At 28.6% G+C, this 16,677-nt stretch carries 13 protein-coding genes; 5 read left to right on the top strand and 8 right to left on the bottom strand.

Annotated features, from left to right (window positions below; translation table 11 throughout):
- Positions 1-240: 240 nt before the first annotated feature.
- Positions 241-573 carry a hypothetical protein gene (locus NJU99_RS02825; protein ID WP_254577225.1) on the top strand — a complete coding sequence of 111 codons (333 nt, stop codon included), beginning with the start codon at positions 241-243 and terminating at the stop codon, positions 571-573.
- A gap of 31 nt (positions 574-604) precedes the next feature.
- Here the strand turns inward: NJU99_RS02825 and mfd are convergent, their stop codons facing one another.
- The gene (gene mfd, locus NJU99_RS02820) at positions 605-3,592 is read right to left on the bottom strand and encodes a transcription-repair coupling factor (protein WP_254577224.1); all 2,988 of its coding nucleotides are present in this window, start codon (positions 3,590-3,592) and stop codon (positions 605-607) included.
- Positions 3,592-3,903, bottom strand: coding sequence for a hypothetical protein (locus NJU99_RS02815; RefSeq protein WP_254577223.1), 312 nt, complete (start codon positions 3,901-3,903; stop codon positions 3,592-3,594). The genes mfd and NJU99_RS02815 overlap by 1 nt, the downstream gene beginning before the upstream one ends.
- A gap of 227 nt (positions 3,904-4,130) precedes the next feature.
- Between NJU99_RS02815 and NJU99_RS02810 the strand changes: the two genes are divergently transcribed.
- The 3 genes from NJU99_RS02810 to NJU99_RS02800 are packed head-to-tail and all read left to right on the top strand — an operon-like array spanning position 4,131 to position 6,751.
- Entirely contained in the window at positions 4,131-5,354 is a 1,224-nt protein-coding gene (locus NJU99_RS02810) for an MFS transporter (protein WP_254577222.1), read from the top strand.
- A 21-nt stretch (positions 5,355-5,375) separates the two neighbouring features.
- A complete protein-coding gene (locus NJU99_RS02805; RefSeq protein ID WP_254577221.1) occupies positions 5,376-5,846 on the top strand; it encodes a RidA family protein in 471 nt (156 codons plus the stop codon).
- 26 nt (positions 5,847-5,872) lie between these two features.
- Complete coding sequence (locus NJU99_RS02800) at positions 5,873-6,751, top strand: glycine betaine ABC transporter substrate-binding protein (protein WP_254577220.1); 879 nt, start codon at positions 5,873-5,875, stop codon at positions 6,749-6,751.
- 57 nt (positions 6,752-6,808) lie between these two features.
- Here the strand turns inward: NJU99_RS02800 and NJU99_RS02795 are convergent, their stop codons facing one another.
- The 6 genes from NJU99_RS02795 to NJU99_RS02770 all read right to left on the bottom strand — a co-directional run bounded on the left by NJU99_RS02795 (position 6,809) and on the right by NJU99_RS02770 (position 14,796).
- On the bottom strand, positions 6,809-7,513 hold the full coding sequence (locus NJU99_RS02795) for a DUF445 domain-containing protein (RefSeq protein WP_254577219.1): 705 nt from the start codon (positions 7,511-7,513) through the stop codon (positions 6,809-6,811).
- A gap of 67 nt (positions 7,514-7,580) precedes the next feature.
- Positions 7,581-11,354: a choice-of-anchor I family protein gene (locus NJU99_RS02790; RefSeq protein ID WP_254577218.1), complete on the bottom strand. Its 3,774-nt coding sequence runs from the start codon at positions 11,352-11,354 to the stop codon at positions 7,581-7,583.
- 173 nt (positions 11,355-11,527) lie between these two features.
- Positions 11,528-11,842: a hypothetical protein gene (locus NJU99_RS02785; protein WP_254577217.1), complete on the bottom strand. Its 315-nt coding sequence runs from the start codon at positions 11,840-11,842 to the stop codon at positions 11,528-11,530.
- Complete coding sequence (locus NJU99_RS02780) at positions 11,835-12,323, bottom strand: DUF1007 family protein (protein ID WP_254577216.1); 489 nt, start codon at positions 12,321-12,323, stop codon at positions 11,835-11,837. The genes NJU99_RS02785 and NJU99_RS02780 overlap by 8 nt, the downstream gene beginning before the upstream one ends.
- Positions 12,320-13,051 (bottom strand): nickel/cobalt transporter, encoded by a 732-nt coding sequence (locus NJU99_RS02775; RefSeq protein WP_254577215.1) that lies wholly within the window; start codon positions 13,049-13,051, stop codon positions 12,320-12,322. The genes NJU99_RS02780 and NJU99_RS02775 overlap by 4 nt, the downstream gene beginning before the upstream one ends.
- Positions 13,048-14,796 (bottom strand): hypothetical protein, encoded by a 1,749-nt coding sequence (locus NJU99_RS02770; RefSeq protein WP_254577214.1) that lies wholly within the window; start codon positions 14,794-14,796, stop codon positions 13,048-13,050. Before NJU99_RS02770 ends, NJU99_RS02775 begins: the two co-directional genes overlap by 4 nt.
- A gap of 140 nt (positions 14,797-14,936) precedes the next feature.
- Between NJU99_RS02770 and olsF the strand changes: the two genes are divergently transcribed.
- Positions 14,937-16,649, top strand: a complete 1,713-nt coding sequence (gene olsF, locus NJU99_RS02765) for a bifunctional ornithine lipid synthase OlsF (RefSeq protein ID WP_254577213.1) — start codon at positions 14,937-14,939, stop codon at positions 16,647-16,649.
- Positions 16,650-16,677 lie beyond the last annotated feature (28 nt).

Raw genomic sequence — 16,677 nt, 5'->3', positions numbered from 1 at the left:
CGAATAAATTAAACCCATTAATTTATTTATAGAGTAAGCAGTAGTATTTGCTTCCTTTAAACTCCTCCTTATTCAAAAAGAGAAAAGTTATTGTGCTTACTTTTCTCTTTTTTTTTATAAACTTATATTTCATTTCTATTAAAATTTATCTATATAACTTATAATATAACAAAATCAAAAATGCTACTTTTGTGATACTTTCTACTGTTATAATTAGTGTTATACAAAAAAGGATTTATTATGAGTGCAAATAATCTAGTAAAAAGTCAAATAGAGAAAATTAGCTTAGCATTAAATACAAGTGATGTTAATATAATGGATGAATTAAAGTTTGATGTTTCTACTAATGTTAGAAGAGCATTAGCAAAAAATAGAAACACTCCTAGTAGAATAATCAATAGACTAGCCTTTGACCCTGCCTTAAATGTATCATTTATGGCATTACAAAATAGAAACTGTACAGAACAAAGGGATTTAAGAGAGTGTGCAAATCACCCTTGTGTATCATGTACAAATAGTGAAAGTAGCTTAAACTGTAATTCTTGTAGCAAAATAAAAAACTTTAAATATTAAAAAAGAGAGTTTTGCGATTTCTCTCTTCTTTTTATTTTCTTAAGTACTTTAAAGTAGTTGCTATAATATCATCATCATCTTTTGATGGTGATTTTATAGTCTCTTTTGAGTCATCATCTTTTACAAATGTTATATTCATTTCATAAGATGAGATAGTTTTTATTTTCTTAGATAAACTTAATATTTTAATCATAATAAGTTCTAAGAACTGTTTTGTTGGAAGATCAGGTTTACCAAATCTATCTTCCATTTCTTCTTCTATAGCATAAACTTCATCTTTATCATGACATTTTGAAAGTCTTCTATAAAGCTCTAATCTCACTCTATCTTCTGTAATATACTCATCAGATAAGTAAGCTGAAATAGCAAGTTTTATATCAACAGTTTTATTTTCTTCTTTTGTTTCACCACTTAAACTTGCTAAGGCTTCTTCTAACATCTTAAGATATAAACCATATCCTATTTGTTTGATATGACCACTTTGAGCTTCACCTATGATATTTCCACCACCTCTTATTTCTAAGTCTTGATGTGCAAGAGCTGTACCACTTCCTAAATATGAGTTTGATTCTAAAGCAACAAGTCTTTTTACTGCATCATTTGTGATTTGTTTTTTATCTTCAACAACATAATAACAGAAACCTTCCTTATCACTTCTACCAACTCTTCCTCTTAATTGATGTAAATCAGCTATACCGAACCTATCAGCCCCATCAATAATAATAGAGTTTGCATTTGGTAAGTGAAGACCTGATTCTACAATAGAAGTAGCAAGTAAAATATCAAACTCTTTGTTTTCAAAACCATCAATAATTTTTTCAGCTTGTGCAGGTTTTATCTTAGAATGAATAACTTCAACTTTGATATTTGGAATAATCTCTTCAATATCGCCTTTTTTGGCTTCTATTGAAGCAATGTTATTATGAACATAGAAAAGTTGTCCACCTCTTCTTTTCTCTCTTAGAATTATCTCTTTTATAAGTTTATCACTGTACTCTTTAACATAACTTCTAACCCCTAATCTCTCACTTGGAGGAGTAAGTAAAGCACTCATACCTTTTAGTTTGGATAAGGCAAGATTTAAAGTTCTTGGAATTGGAGTAGCACTCATTGAGAAAATATGAACATCCTCTCTTAAAGCTTTTAATTTCTCTTTTTGTTTTACACCAAATTTATGTTCTTCATCAATAACAACTAAAGCTAAATCATTTGTTTTAACTCCAAGTAAAGAGTGAGTTCCAACAACTAGTTTAATCTCACCTGATTCAAGTCCTTTTTTGATATTACTTTTTTCTTTACTTGTAGTTTTTCCATCAAGTTTAGCCATAGGAAAACCATACTGCTCAAATCTTTTTTGCATTCCATGAAAGTGTTGTGTAGCAAGTAGTGTTGTAGGACAAACAAATAAGGCTTGCTTATCATCTAAAATAACTGCTAAAAGTGCATTCATTGCAACTTCTGTTTTACCAAAACCTACATCACCTGATAAAAGTCTATCCATTACTCGACCACTACTTAAATCAGTAAAAATATCTCTAACTGCTTTTGATTGATCTTTTGTATAATCAAAACCTGCGTCTTTTTGAAAATCAAGTAAAGCTTTTTTATCAGTGTTTATTTTCACACCATTTATAAGCTCTCTTGCTGCTGCAATTTTGATAATATCATTTGCTATTGCAAATAATTTATCTTTTACCTTATCTTTAAGCTTAGCAAAACTTCCTTTTCCAAGCTTATCAACAGTTGCATAAGAACTTCCATCAGCTACATATCTATCAATTAAATCAATATTTTCAACAGGAATTAAAAGTTTATCATCACCTGCATACATAACAATAACAAAGTCTCTTTTAGCTCCCATTACTGTAACAGGCTCAATTCCTTTGTATTGACCAATACCATGTTTTTCATGAACAACAAAATCATTTTCTTGAAGTTCATCAAGTACAAGTTTTACTCTTTTCTTTCTTCTTGTTTTTATCTCTTTATTTAAAGAAATGATGATTTCATCATCACCAATAAGATTTAAAATATATGACTCAAAAATATAGTTAATATTTGTATCACTAAGTTCTAAATCAAAAGCTTTAACTTTAGCTTCTGAGGAAGAGATAATATTTACTTTTTTATCCTTATGAAAAGAGATAAACTCTTTTATATTTGCAGGAGCTATTTCTTGGTAGATTTTTGAATTATATATTTGAGGAGTTGCTAAAAATTTGTCTTTATTTAATCTTTTTTCTTCAAAAACATAAACTTCTTCCAACTCTGATAAAGCTTCTTGTGTGATAAAACTATTCATATTTTGAGGAAGATACTCACCTAAATCGTTTAAATACCAAAAACCTAAAGAGTGAATATCTTTTACAAAAGTATCAGACTCTACACTTTGAACTTGTTCGTTTATTCCCTCAAAAGTCTCCTCATCAAGTGCTAAAAAAGCTGGTGATATAGAAATACTTTCAATCTCTTCTTTAAAAGATTTTTGATCTTCAATATCAAACTTTCTTATGCTTTCAACTTCATCATCAAAGAAAGAAATTCTATATCCAAATTCATGTCCTAAAGGACAAATATCTAAAATATCACCTCTTATAGAAACTTCTGCTTCTGAGGTAACAATATCTACAAAATAGTAACCCCAATTATAAAGTTTTGATTTTAACTCTTCAAGGTTTATAGTATCTGCAAAGGCTATTTCATAATTATCAAAACATTTTGCTTTAGGCATAGCATATGAGATAGTACGTATAGGCGAGATTAAAATCTTATTTTGTTTCTTATAAGTATAGAAACCATTTAAAGCTTTTGTTATATCTTGAATTTCTTCACTAAAAGAAAGTAAATCATCTCCAAAGTTTGCCCTAAAATCAGATAATACAAAAGGACTAAAGCCTAGATAAGAGACAATATCTTTTGCTATTTGGGCTTGTTTATCATCATTTACAATTAAAAGTTCACACTCTTTTAATCTTTTTTCATCTTTTAAATTTTTTAAAAATTCGTAAATACTTTTCACTACTTTTCTTCTTTTAACTCTTCAAAGAAACCTGTTTCTTTATCAAAATAGTGAGGAGGATAAGGTGTTTCATTTAATAAAAATACTAAGTTTGCATTTTCAAAACCTGCTTTTTGAAGACCTTCTTTAAAAATCTCTAAAATAAAAGCTTTTGTAGTAACTAAAGTTGTAGTAGAAAATGAAGTATAAACATGTTTTTCGCCCTCAACTGCTTTGAAACTCTTTCTTTTTAAAAACTTTTCTAATTTTTCTTCATCTTGAAGTCCGCCAACATCAAGTAAAACTAATACATCAATTTGCTCTTGAGCCATATATTTTTCCTTTTAATTCTTTGATGATTCTATACTATTATACTTATTTATAAAATAAATTTGTATTGTATATAAATAAGGTTTAATATGGAATTTAAACTGTTTTACTTAAATAGTTTTATAACTTAATATATTTTTAAAATTTAACCTTTTATTTTGATTTTATACATCTAAAACACATTTGCAAGATATATACTCTATAAATCAAAAAAGGAGAAATATTATCTATGGAAAAAATAAATCATAAAAACATATTTATTTTATGTTGTATTGCATTAGCCGTTACAGCTATGACTTTTGCAATTAGAGCAGGAATATTAGGAGAACTTGGTAGTAATTTTGGTTTGAGCAGTACTGAACTTGGGTGGATTAATTCCATGGCATTTTTAGGATTTCCACTTGCTACAATATTTGGTGGCTTTTTTTATAATAGCTTAGGTCCTAAAAAGCTTATTACATTAGCTTTCTTTTCCCATTTAGTAGGATTAGGATTAACTATAATAGCAGGTGATTTTTGGGGCTTATTTATATCTAGTTTATTTGTAGGCTTTGCAAATGGTTCAGTAGAAGCTGCTTGTAATCCACTAATTGCAGATAGTTACAAAAAAAATAAAAGTACTATGTTAAATAAATTTCATGTATGGTTTCCTGCGGGTATCGTTATTGGAGCTTTAGTTTCAAAATTTATGACAGATGCAGGTCTTGGTTGGCAATATCAAATTGCATTTATGTTAATACCTACATTAATTTATGGAATTATGATATTTAAAAATACATTCCCTACATTTGAAAAAGAGTCTAAATCCACATCAAATAACTTTAAAGCTTTATTTTCACCTTTATTTTTATTTATGATTATCTGTATGACTTTAACTGCTACAACAGAATTAGCAACAGGACAATGGATTAATACAATACTAGAAGCCTCAGGAGCCTCACCTATGTTAGCTTTAGCAATGATAACAGGACTGATGGCTGTCTTAAGATATTTTGCAGGACCTATAATAAGTAGGTTTAATACTACAGGAGTACTACTATTATCAGCTATTTTTGCCACAATAGGACTATATTTATTAAGTATAACAACTGGAACTATGACTTATTTATCAGCAATAATTTTTGCAATTGGAATAACATATTTCTGGCCAACTATGCTAGGTTTTGTAGCAGAAAATAATCATGAAACAGGAGCTTTAGGTCTATCTATGATGGGAGGAGCTGGAATGTTTGCTGTGAGTATGTGGAATCCTGTTGTTGGAGGATGGATAGATAATGCAAAACAAAAAGCATTAGAATCAGTAAATGCTAATACTGATCCTGATTTAGTTGCAGGACAAGCTGTACTATCAACCTTAACTACATTTCCAATAATTTTAATTTTTGCATTTACTGGCTTATTTATTTATATGAGAAATAAAAATAAGACTATAAAAATAAATGATGAAAAATAATTTAATCTAAAAGGATAAAAAATGAATAATATAGAAAAAAGATTAAAAGAGCTTAACATAGAGTTACCAGAAGCAAAAGCAGGAGTTGGTGCATATAAATCATGGGCATTATTTTCTGAAAATATAGTTTGTACGTCAGGTCAACTTCCTTGGAATGGTGATGTTTTAGCATTCCAAGGAACATTGGGAATAGATGTTGACATAAAAACAGGATATGAATCAGCTAGACTTTGTGCAATTCATGCAATAGCACAATTAAAAGAAGCAACAAATGGAGATTTATCAAAGGTAAAACAAATAATTAGAGTTGAAGGTAATATACAAACTGCACCAAACTTTTATGATCATGCGGACGTATTAAATGGTGCAAGTGAACTATTCAATGAAGTTTTTGGTGATAAAGGGGTTCATACAAGAACAGCCCAAGGGATGAGTTCATCACCCCTTAATTCACCAACTTTAATCTACATCTTTGCAGAAATTGAAAAATAAATATAAAATAAAAAAGGGAAAATATTATGAACAGAAGAAACTTTTTAGGATTGGGATTAGGAGTATTAGCTTTATCAATAACACCTTCAACATTAAGTGCTATTGATTTTAGAAAAACAAATAAAAAAATTAAGCTAGGTGTAACAGATCTTTCATTTCATCGTATAGCAGGTTCACTTGTTGCTAATGTACTTAAAGATTTAGGTTATGAAGTAGAGAGAATATATTCTCCACATGTAGAAAACTTTAGAAAACTTAAAGTTGGAGAAGTTGATTTATTAACTTCTGCTTGGCTACCGTCTAGTCATGGAATATACAAAGAAGACACTGAAAAAACAACTCCTTTAATTGAACTTGGTTTACATTATAAACCTTATGCACTTTGGGGTGTACCTGATTATGTTCCGCAAAAAGATGTGGCTGAGATTTCTGATCTTTTAAAGCCAGAAGTAATTGAAAAAATGAAAAAAGATATACAAGGAATTACTCCAGGTGCAGGAATTACTAGATTTTCTATTAAGATGATGGAAGAGTATGGATTAAGTAATGCAGGGTATAGATTTCATACAGGAACAGAAGAAGATTGTTTTTCAGCATATGAAACAGCTGTTAAAAATAATCAATGGGTAGTTGTGCCTTTATGGAAACCACAATTTTTACATTATAAATATAAAATTAGAGAACTAAGTGATCCAAAAGGACTTTTAGGAATAGTGGATAAAGCTGTTTTACTTTTAAGAGAAGATAAAAAGAATCTATTTTCACAAGAAGAATTAAAAGTATTAGATAATTTAAAATTCTCAAATGAAGTAATTGCTGAATTAGATTATAAAGTAAGTAGAGAAAACAAAGCCATCGATGAAGTAACGAAACAATGGCTTAAAGAGCATTCAAAATCTTTGTAAAATAAGACAGGACTTTAATAGTCCAGTCTTATTTTGATAGTTCAGCTTTTTTAAATACTAAAGAAATGTACTAACAAACCCAATTAGTCCACCAAAAACAGCACCCCATACAACTAACCATCCAAGATGTTCTCTTATGATTTTTTGAATCATTTCTTTTACCATTTTAGGTGTTAATTCATCTAATCTTTTATTTACGATTGAACTTAATTTATTGTAAATATCATCACTTAAATCATCTGATTTTAGTGCTTCATTTAAAACAGCTTGAAAAGAATCACTTTTTGAAATATCAACTATTGAACTTCTAAGCTTTTTAGTAAAAGGCTCTTTTAAAGGCTCTAGTGCTTGCTCTCCACCAAACATTCCTAACATTCCACCAAAAGATGATTCCATTACAGCACTTTTTAAAGAATCATATGCAGGTGTAAAATCTGTTTTATTTAAGATTTTTTCAAAATCAACAGTATTTTTTGCACTACTTACCTCATCTTCAAAAAATCTTTTTAGATGCTCTTTTGTAAAAAATTGATTCATAAGTAAATCATGAATTGACTTTTTAAATTGTGAAAACTTATTTTCAATAACACCAGAGCCATAAAGATATGGAACTTTTTCAAAAAGCATATGAATAGCAAGTGTATTTGTAAGTGATCCACTTAAAGCAAAAAGACCTATTGTAAAGATAGTGTCATAGCCATTTGAATAACCATAAGCCATAAGTAATAAAGCCGCTAAATTTGTAATATCAGATTTATTCATTTGTAAAATCCCCCTAATTAAAAGGGGATTTTAACATAAGTTTTGTAAGAAAAGTTTTTAAAGAGTTTTATTTGATTTCATAAATAGCAGTAGAACCACTTACTTCATATGCTACCATAAGTAAAGCATTACCTGTAAGGCTATCTTCAGCTTTTACAAACTTCATGCCCTCTGGTGAAATGTTTTCATTTTTATCTGATTTAATATATTTAACAAATTTAGAGTTTTGTGCATCCGTAATATCATAGATTACAATTGCATTTTGTCTTTCTAAACCAACAAAAGCATATGTTCTATCATTTACTTCACCAACAGCTAAAGCTTCTGGCTCAACACCTTTGTTTCCACTTCTTCCATCTTTTTCTCCATCATCTTGATTAAATAAATTTGGCATAAACTTAGCAGTTAATTTTGATAGTTCATTTTTACTATCAAATACTAAAGTACCTTCTTCATCCCAAATAGAGAATGATCTAGCACCAAAAGTATATAATTTTTCATAATCACCTGAACTATTTTTACCTAATTCATTATTAACTTTTAAATCATTTTCGTTTTCATAAGCAAAAGAAATAGAAGAGTCTAAAGGTAATTTTTTGATTTTACTTTCATTAGAATACTCACCATACTCTCTTCCATCGCCTTCATTTGCAGTTACTAAATATGTTTTAGAACCTATTTCATAAGAAGCAATTGAATCTGGTTGATACATACCATATAAACCTTTATAAGTTTTAAGCATTGTAATACCTTCTTCTTCAATATCTATTGCATTTTCTTCTTTTGAGTGGTCTTTAAATCCTAAAGTAACAACTGAGTCAATCTTTTTAGAACTAATATCAACAATAGCTAAAGCATTGTTTTCTTGAAGTGTTACATAAGCTTTATTTCCTGAAACAGTTACATATTCAGGCTCTAAATCTAAAGAAGCATCAACACCATCTTTTAATACTACATCACTTGGAATTTCAATACCATCAAAAGTTAAATCAGTATATGAGTAGTTATTATTAACATCAATAATTCCAACTGAACCCTTTGGATCATAAGAGTAGTCACTATTTGGCTCACCCTCATTTGCTACAATGATTTTTGAAGCATCTTCGTTAAATGTAAGCATATCTGGTAAATACCCAACTTCAATAGTTTGAATATGTTCTCCTGCTGTATCAAATACAACAACAGAACCTTTTACTTGTTTTGATGAATCTTGTGAATCTACTTTTTCAACTGCTACTGCAACTTTTCCACTTGCAACAGCAACTGAGTTTACACCATTTCCATAAATTAATAAGTCAACTGATTTATAAGATGTTAAGCTCATTGTTTTTTTATCTTCATCATAAGAAACTGTATTAATATCTAAAGCATTATTAGCTCCATTTGTAGTAAACATTCTATTTGTATTACTATCAAAAGCTACAATCTCACTTCCACCTTCTATAGATGTAGTTAGTGTTGCTACTTTTTCAAAAGAGTTTAATTTATTTGATTCTTTTAACTCATCTAAGTTTTTAAATGGTCCTACATATCCAATAGTTGATTGTTTTTGAGCAAGTGTAGAAGATTGAGACTTCATAGGGTGTTGTGTTACAACTGATAAGTATCCATAACCATTTGCTAAATTACTATACCAAAATGGTGAAGTTGTTTCAGCATCAAGTGGAGTTGTGAATGTTCTAGTTAACTCTTTAGTTTTTACATTGTATGCCCATACAGCATTATTTTCATGTTTACCTGTATCCTCTCCAATCATTAAAATATCAGAGTTCTCTAAGAAAGTAACATTATCAGGATTTGAAATACCATTTACATCACAAGTATTGTTAGCATAAACAGAACCATCTGCATAAGTAGTTGGTGTTCCACTTATTACTGCATTCATATTTTTTACTACATACTCAGAGTTAATTGTAGTATCAGCAGTATCTTTAGCAATTTCTGTATCTACATCTAAAGAGTAAACAGCCCCACATTGATTATATTCAACTTTAATATCATTGTTTCCACCAATATCATATTTAGTATTAGCTACTTCACTTTTTTTGTTATCTTCCATTCCTCTTTCAACAGAACTCATTGCAACATAAAGTTTACCTGCATTTTTATCAAAAGTAATACCCTCTTCTTTTCTAAACTCAGTTGTTGCTCCCATATAAGCAGCATATCTTCTTGACTCTAATCTTGAAGCAGCTTTTTCCATACCTTCTTTTAAATTTAAACACTCAAAACCAGCACTTGTGTTAGTTGCTTTATAACCAGTTGGACAAGTACCTGCATTTGTATCTCCAGATACTGAATCAAAAATATCTGAGAATTTAACTGCATCATTTGTTGCAATATTTCCATCTTTATCTAAATACTCTCTAATTTCACTATCTGTTGCATGACCCAAGTTAACCCAAGTAATATCAGCCTCACCAGCACCAACTCCAACTTCTGAAGTTTGATTCCATTTTGCAGCATATAATGTACCTGCACTTAAATCCTTTTCTTTATCTGCAACAAACATAAATAATCCAACATTTGTTCCATCATCTGATAAATATACTGTTTTATTATCAGGCATAACATATGCTAACTCATGAGACATTCTTCCCATTGAGTAGTGTTTTGTATAATCAGCTTCACCATCATCAGTGATTTTTACTTCAGGAGTCCAACCATAGTAATATGGCGACATTTTAGTAGCATCACCTTTCCAGAATTTCGCAACCTCATCATAATACTTGTTTCCAGTTAATCCAGTAACTGAATCTGCACCTTGCTCCACAGCTTTAGCGTCTGGTTCATACTCTTCTGAACCTAAGTGAGATTCCCATGGTGTTTTTTGACCTGCACAATGAACAAAGCCACCAAATTCATCTTTTTGTGAGATGAACTTCATACTATTTTCTTTTGCACTTAATTCACCCGTTTGCTCATTTTGCTCTAACTCTACCATATACATAGAGCCAACTTGACACTCAAACTGTGATACCATATATAAATTTCCATCTTTATTTAAAAATGATGTATAATCAAGTCCCGAACCAACTCCACTATTTGTACCATTACAAATATATGGTGAGCCATCATCTACAGTTCCACCACTAAAAGTAATTGTTTCGTCCATATAATCTTTTGATAATCCAAATACTTCACCATTATTACTATCACCTGTAGCCATAATTGTTTTATATGATATATTTTGAGTTTTACCATTTATTACAACTTCAGAAGAAGCTTGTCTAGTTGTTTTTTTAGCATCTGTTGTAGGTGTTTGTATTTCTTTAAATTTTACATCTACTTTATTAGCAAACTTTTTGCTCACATCAATTTTGATTTTTTTGATTTTTTCTTTTATATCTGCATCATCTAATTTTTCAGATAATTTCTCAATAGATGAAAAATCTAATGCATCAGAAGAACTACCTTCAATATCTTCAGGTAACTCAAAAGTTTCTGGAAGATTATTAATATCATAATCTTTTCCAGTTTTTTTACTCATTTTTGCAATAATAAATGCTGATAATGCTTCACTAGAAACATCTTCATTTTGCTCAGCAATTGAAGCAATAGTAAGTTTTGAACTAGGAGTTGCAGTTAATTTTTTTCCTCCTATGGTAAAAGTACAAGTTTCACCATCTTTATACGTATACTCTCCATTAGAGTTTGTAGTACCACTTGTATCTCCACATGTATAATCAATATTTGCCAAATTCGGATTTAGACTTAATGTTCCAGTTGAACCTTGTGAAGTTGATGTTTGTGAAGATGAAGAACTACCACATCCAATAAAAGTAATAGAGGCTAAAATAGCTGAAGCAACAAAACTTATTCTCAAATAATTTCTTTTCATAATTTTCCTTTATTATAAATAATTTCTAGACTTCCATGTCATTTGTGCGGAAATTTTAATAAAGAAAAATTACAAGATAGTTACAAAAAAATAATGGTTATCAAAATGGCTATCTCATTTAAAATATTATTTTGTATTAGATATTTATTTCTTTTTATGAGCTAAAGTAGGTTCTATTCAAATAATTTTATATAATTATGTTCAGGAGTCTTTCGTAAAAAGAAAACAAGCTTAAAAGGCTTACTTGAGAGCTTAACTAAAGATTGTTTTTTTAAAAATGGATACCTTTTAGTTAGTATTATCTTATCATTTTCATCTACTAGATGGTAATTATATAAACCACATTTATTTTTACTGTTACTTTTACAAATAATTTTTGCTTTTTGCACATTTATATCATAAGAAACATCTAAATCTATTGTATAACTAACGGGATGAGCTATACTAGAACTAAGTAGAAAACTACATATTATTAAAATTTTATTCACTTGAAACCCCTAAACAAAAATCATATTCACTTTTCTGAACATCTAATTTATTAGAAGAACTCACTTCATTTAACTTAAATGCCATATAAATCTTTTCATCCATTGTACACATTGTAAACTCATTACTTAAATCAACATCAATATCAAAAGTAAGAGAAACTCTTCTTTCTTGAAATTTAACATCAATATTTGAAGGCTTAATTTCATACTCTTTTTCATCTGATAAAAAGATATTATAGTTATTTTGCTCTAGTGTTTTAAAATGTGTTTCTATAAACTCTTGTTTTTCTTCTTCATCAAATTTTTTATTTGAATTTTTGTCAAAATCAAAAAGCAAAACTCTTGAATTAAGCCGATCAAATAACCATTGGTTTTTTATTTTTCCTTTTTCAAAAGAGATGTTTGAATCTATAAAAAAGTGAGGATGAGCATTTAAACCAATACCAATAAAAAAAACTATTATAATTAAAATCTTTTTCATACTAATAAAAATACTCCTAGAGAGATTAATAAAACAATTGCACCATAAGTTAAAATATTCATAAAATACTTATACTTACTAAATCTTTTATTTTTAACCTGTGTTGCTAATATTGCAGCTAATGATATAGTAAGTCCCATACCAATACTCATTGTTATAGCACTTAAAATTCCTAAATTTATATATCCAAGAATCATTGAAAATAGAACTATTGTCATAACACCTGGGCAAGGTACTATTCCAATAGATAAACTAACAGCTAGTAAATTTTTACTTTTTAGTCTTTGTACCTTTTCTTCTTCATTTCTATCTTTTATTACTTCATATAATAAATACAAAGCAATTAAAATTATAAACACTGCTGAGATTTTATACATATTGGCATTTATATCTTGAAAATGCTTTGTTACAGCTCTTTGAAAAAATAGATATAAAACTCCAGTGATTAAAAGAGCTGATATGGTATGAATAATTGAAGTTAAAAAACCTGCTTTAAAAGCCTCTTTTATTTTTGCTTCTTTGGCTAAAAAGTAACTGGCAATTACCATCTTTCCATGACCTGGACCTAAGGCATGTACTAAACCATAAATAAAAGAAACAAATAAAATAGAAAAGAAAACCATACTTTCACCACTATCTAATCTATCAAAATAATCAGATATAAGTAAATTTAACTCTTGCTGTTTTGAAACTATATAATTTAAAAAACCTCCATAATACTCTATCATTTTTGAACCTTTTGTAAATGTGTCATTTGACCATCTTTTATAGTTTTATGAACATTATTTGCTGGTTTTACATGAGTATCTCTACCATAAATATAACTTTGTTCATCAACTATCACTTTATATGCTTTATTTAGTTGTATTGCTCTTTGTTTACTTGGTATTATAAGATGAGTAATATCTTCTTTTAGTTTCTGTATTTCATTCTTTTTTAGTTTCCAATCTTGCTTTAAAACAATTTTTGGATTTTCTAATTTAGATATCAAATCTCTTTCAATATTTTCTATATCCTTTTCCCAATCTTTAACAAAGAACTTATTCATCACTTCATCATTAGATCTAAACTCATCCCCTGCACTATTTAACTTTAGATATCTAACATACTCTGTTTGACCATCATCTAAAACTCTATCTTTTACACCTTTTAAACCTCTTTGACTCCAATGGTACCAACCATAAGACATATCAGGCCCTTCAAACTTCCTTTGAAATACAAAGGTAGAATCAGCAGTTGCTCCTATATTACTATGACAGCCCATACAAAAAAGTGTTTCTTCATAAGTTTGAGGTCTTAAGTCACCTTTATTATCTTCAATAAAACCTTGATAAAGCCAACCTCTTTTGTTACTAAGTCCAGTTTCCATGTTCCCTAAATATACATCAACCCTTTCTGGAAAATCATGTTTCTCTTTTATTTCTGCATAACCTAAATTTAAAAGCTGTGTATAATTATTCCAATGATGTTTCTTTGCATATCTAAACTCTTTCATTCTTGAAGCCATTTTAACTTCATTTTTTTGTACATCAAGATACCTTACTGTATGTGCAAACTCTGTACCAACAGGATATAAACCAGGTGCAATATTAAGCTCTCCATTTTCTAAAAGCTTTTTTGCTTCTCCCACATAAGACATAGAAAAATCTTTTAGCTTTCCTGTTTTTAAGTCATACTTAGGTGTCATCCAGTTAAAAACAACATTTTTTGCTAAATCTAGTCTATTATTTTGGTTTAAATCAACACCATATTTTTTTTCATCTACTTCCTCTATCAAAATATCTTTTTGCTTTATTAAAGATTCTATTATTGCAAGATTTATAGTGTATATTTCCTTATCAAACAAAGCCTTTTTATTCAAATAAAAACTCTTAGGAAGCCTAATTAGTACATCATCAAAACTTCCATTAGTCGGCCAAAAAGTTCCTAGAAAAGGATAATAAGCAAAGGCTCTCCATCCTGTATATTCTCCTTTTTTATTTTTATCAAAACCATCTCTATCAAAGGAAAAAGCTACATCAGGTATATATCCATCCCATTTACCATTATTATTAAAGTCCCAATCTTTTGAAATGTTTTCAAGTTTAGGCTTTAAAACAAATTCTCCTTTTTTATTTTTATAATTATCTTCTTTCACATAAGCTAATATTTCTTCATCAGAAATACTTTTTGTTTGATAAGTTCTATCTTTAAAAAGATTAGTCCAAGGGTTTTTAAAAGCAGAAGATGGAAAATCATATGCCTCTTGTAAATCTGCATCTGCTAAGGTAAAGTTTGGTTCTTTATTTTTTGTATGACAGCTGAAACAAGAGTTATGTAAAATATTTTCATTTAAATCATTTACTGTTTTTGTATAACATTGACTTGAAATATATGCTGTTTTATTATATAAATTTTTACTTTTTAAGTCTTGTGCAAAACCATAATTTGTAAGCAAAAAAAGACTTGTAAAAAGTATATTTCTTTTATTCATTAATTTATCCTCATATAAAATCTTGTGATTATAAAGACTTAAAATTACAATTTAGTAACAAATTTGTTTATGGTCACTAAAAAAGGTTACTGTTACCTTTTTGTAATCAAAGGAAACTACAATTACATTAAGGAGAATATATGATTGATGTACAAAAAGAGATAGAAAAAAAGTTTCCTAATATAAATAAAAAACAGAACTTTTTAAAAAAATCTTTATTTAAAATAGCTAGAAAGATAGTGCATGAAGACTCGATTAACCAGTTCTTATCACAAAATGAACATTTAAAAGGTTTTGAGTTTGTAGATGCTGTTTTAGACTATTTTGACTTTGACTATACTGTTTCAAGTAATGATTTACAAAACATTCCAAGTTCAGGAAAAGTAGTAATTATTGCTAACCATCCTTTAGGTGGATTAGACGCACTATGTTTACTTAGACTAATCTCACAAGTAAGAAAAGATGTAAGAATTGTTGCAAATGATTTTTTAGTTGGATTTGAAGCTTTAAACTCACTTTTAATTCCAATTGATAATTATAAAATTAGACAATCTAAAAAAGATATTAAAAACATCTATGATGCCTTAAATAATGAAGAGGCTATTATCATCTTCCCAGCAGGTGAAGTTAGTCGTGCCACTTCAAAAGGTATAAAAGATCCTATTTGGAGTAAAGGTTTTTTAAACTTTGCCCAAAATACAGGTTCACCAATACTTCCTATATATTTAAATGCAAAAAATTCTAAAACATTTTATACAGTATCTGTTTTAAATAAAACTTTTTCAACTTTACTTTTATCAAATGAGATGTTTAAAAAGAAATCAAAAAGAATTAATATCAAAATTGGAGAGATTATTCCTAATGAAAATATATTACCAAAAGGAATAAATAAAAAGTTTTTAGTAAATCTTTATAGAAAGCATTTATATGCACTAAAAAAAGGAAAAAAATCTTTTTTTCAAACACAATCAGCAATTGCTCACCCTCAAAGAAGAGCAGATATATTATCAGAGCTTAAAAGCTCTCAATTAATAGGTGAAACAAAAGATGGGAAAGAGATATACCTTTATGACTACACAGAAGACTCTGTTGTATTAAAAGAGCTTGGAAGATTAAGAGAAATATCTTTTAGAAAGGTTGGTGAGGGTATCAACAAAAAAAGAGATACTGATAAGTTTGATATATATTATCAACATATTATTTTATGGGATAAAAATGATTTAGAAATAGTTGGTTCATATAGAATTGGTAATTCTGATTTTATCTATAAAAATATAGGAGTTAAAGGTTTTTATTCAAATAAACTATTTGACTACAACGAAGATATGATTCCATACTTAAAAAATTCTATTGAGCTTGGAAGAAGTTTTGTGCAACCTAAATACTGGGGAACAAGAGCCTTAGATTACCTATGGTATGGAATTGGAGCTTATCTTAAGAAGAACCCACATATAAAATATATGTTTGGACCTGTATCTATGAGTGCATCTTTTCCAAAAGCAGCAAAAGATATGATGGTTTATTACTATTCACATTATTTTAAAACAAAAGCTAGTTTAGTAACTGCAAAAATCCCTTATCAATACTCAAATAGTGTAAATGAAGTAAAAGAAGTTTTTCATTTAGAAGATAAAAGAGCTGACTTTAAACTTTTAAAATCTACTCTATCAAATATGAACTGTGCAGTACCCACACTTTATAAACAGTACTCTGATATCGCATCAGAAGGTGGTGTTAAATTTTGCGATTTTAATATTGACCCTGAATTTGCTGATTGTGTTGATGGATTTATCTTAGTTGAAGTTGATAAAATAAAAGATAGCGCAAGAAAAAGATATATAGATAAGGATTAAAATCCTTATCTTTTATTTAAATAGTTAA

The organism is Arcobacter roscoffensis (genome assembly GCF_024267655.1).
In the GTDB taxonomy this organism is placed as follows: Bacteria; Campylobacterota; Campylobacteria; order Campylobacterales; family Arcobacteraceae; genus Arcobacter_B; species Arcobacter_B roscoffensis.
Note: the sequence above shows the minus strand (reverse complement) of the source record. Positions and strands in the feature narration are given on the sequence as shown.

Excerpts from the sequence above, each read along its gene's own strand:
- NJU99_RS02825 (WP_254577225.1), top strand. The coding sequence starts at position 241 with ATGAGTGCAAATAATCTAGTAAAAAGTCAAATAGAGAAAATTAGCTTA.
- NJU99_RS02815 (WP_254577223.1), bottom strand. The coding sequence starts at position 3,903 with ATGGCTCAAGAGCAAATTGATGTATTAGTTTTACTTGATGTTGGCGGA.
- NJU99_RS02810 (WP_254577222.1), top strand. The coding sequence starts at position 4,131 with ATGGAAAAAATAAATCATAAAAACATATTTATTTTATGTTGTATTGCA.
- NJU99_RS02805 (WP_254577221.1), top strand. The coding sequence starts at position 5,376 with ATGAATAATATAGAAAAAAGATTAAAAGAGCTTAACATAGAGTTACCA.
- NJU99_RS02800 (WP_254577220.1), top strand. The coding sequence starts at position 5,873 with ATGAACAGAAGAAACTTTTTAGGATTGGGATTAGGAGTATTAGCTTTA.
- NJU99_RS02795 (WP_254577219.1), bottom strand. The coding sequence starts at position 7,513 with ATGAATAAATCTGATATTACAAATTTAGCGGCTTTATTACTTATGGCT.
- NJU99_RS02790 (WP_254577218.1), bottom strand. The coding sequence starts at position 11,354 with ATGAAAAGAAATTATTTGAGAATAAGTTTTGTTGCTTCAGCTATTTTA.
- NJU99_RS02780 (WP_254577216.1), bottom strand. The coding sequence starts at position 12,323 with ATGAAAAAGATTTTAATTATAATAGTTTTTTTTATTGGTATTGGTTTA.
- NJU99_RS02775 (WP_254577215.1), bottom strand. The coding sequence starts at position 13,051 with ATGATAGAGTATTATGGAGGTTTTTTAAATTATATAGTTTCAAAACAG.
- NJU99_RS02770 (WP_254577214.1), bottom strand. The coding sequence starts at position 14,796 with ATGAATAAAAGAAATATACTTTTTACAAGTCTTTTTTTGCTTACAAAT.
- olsF (WP_254577213.1), top strand. The coding sequence starts at position 14,937 with ATGATTGATGTACAAAAAGAGATAGAAAAAAAGTTTCCTAATATAAAT.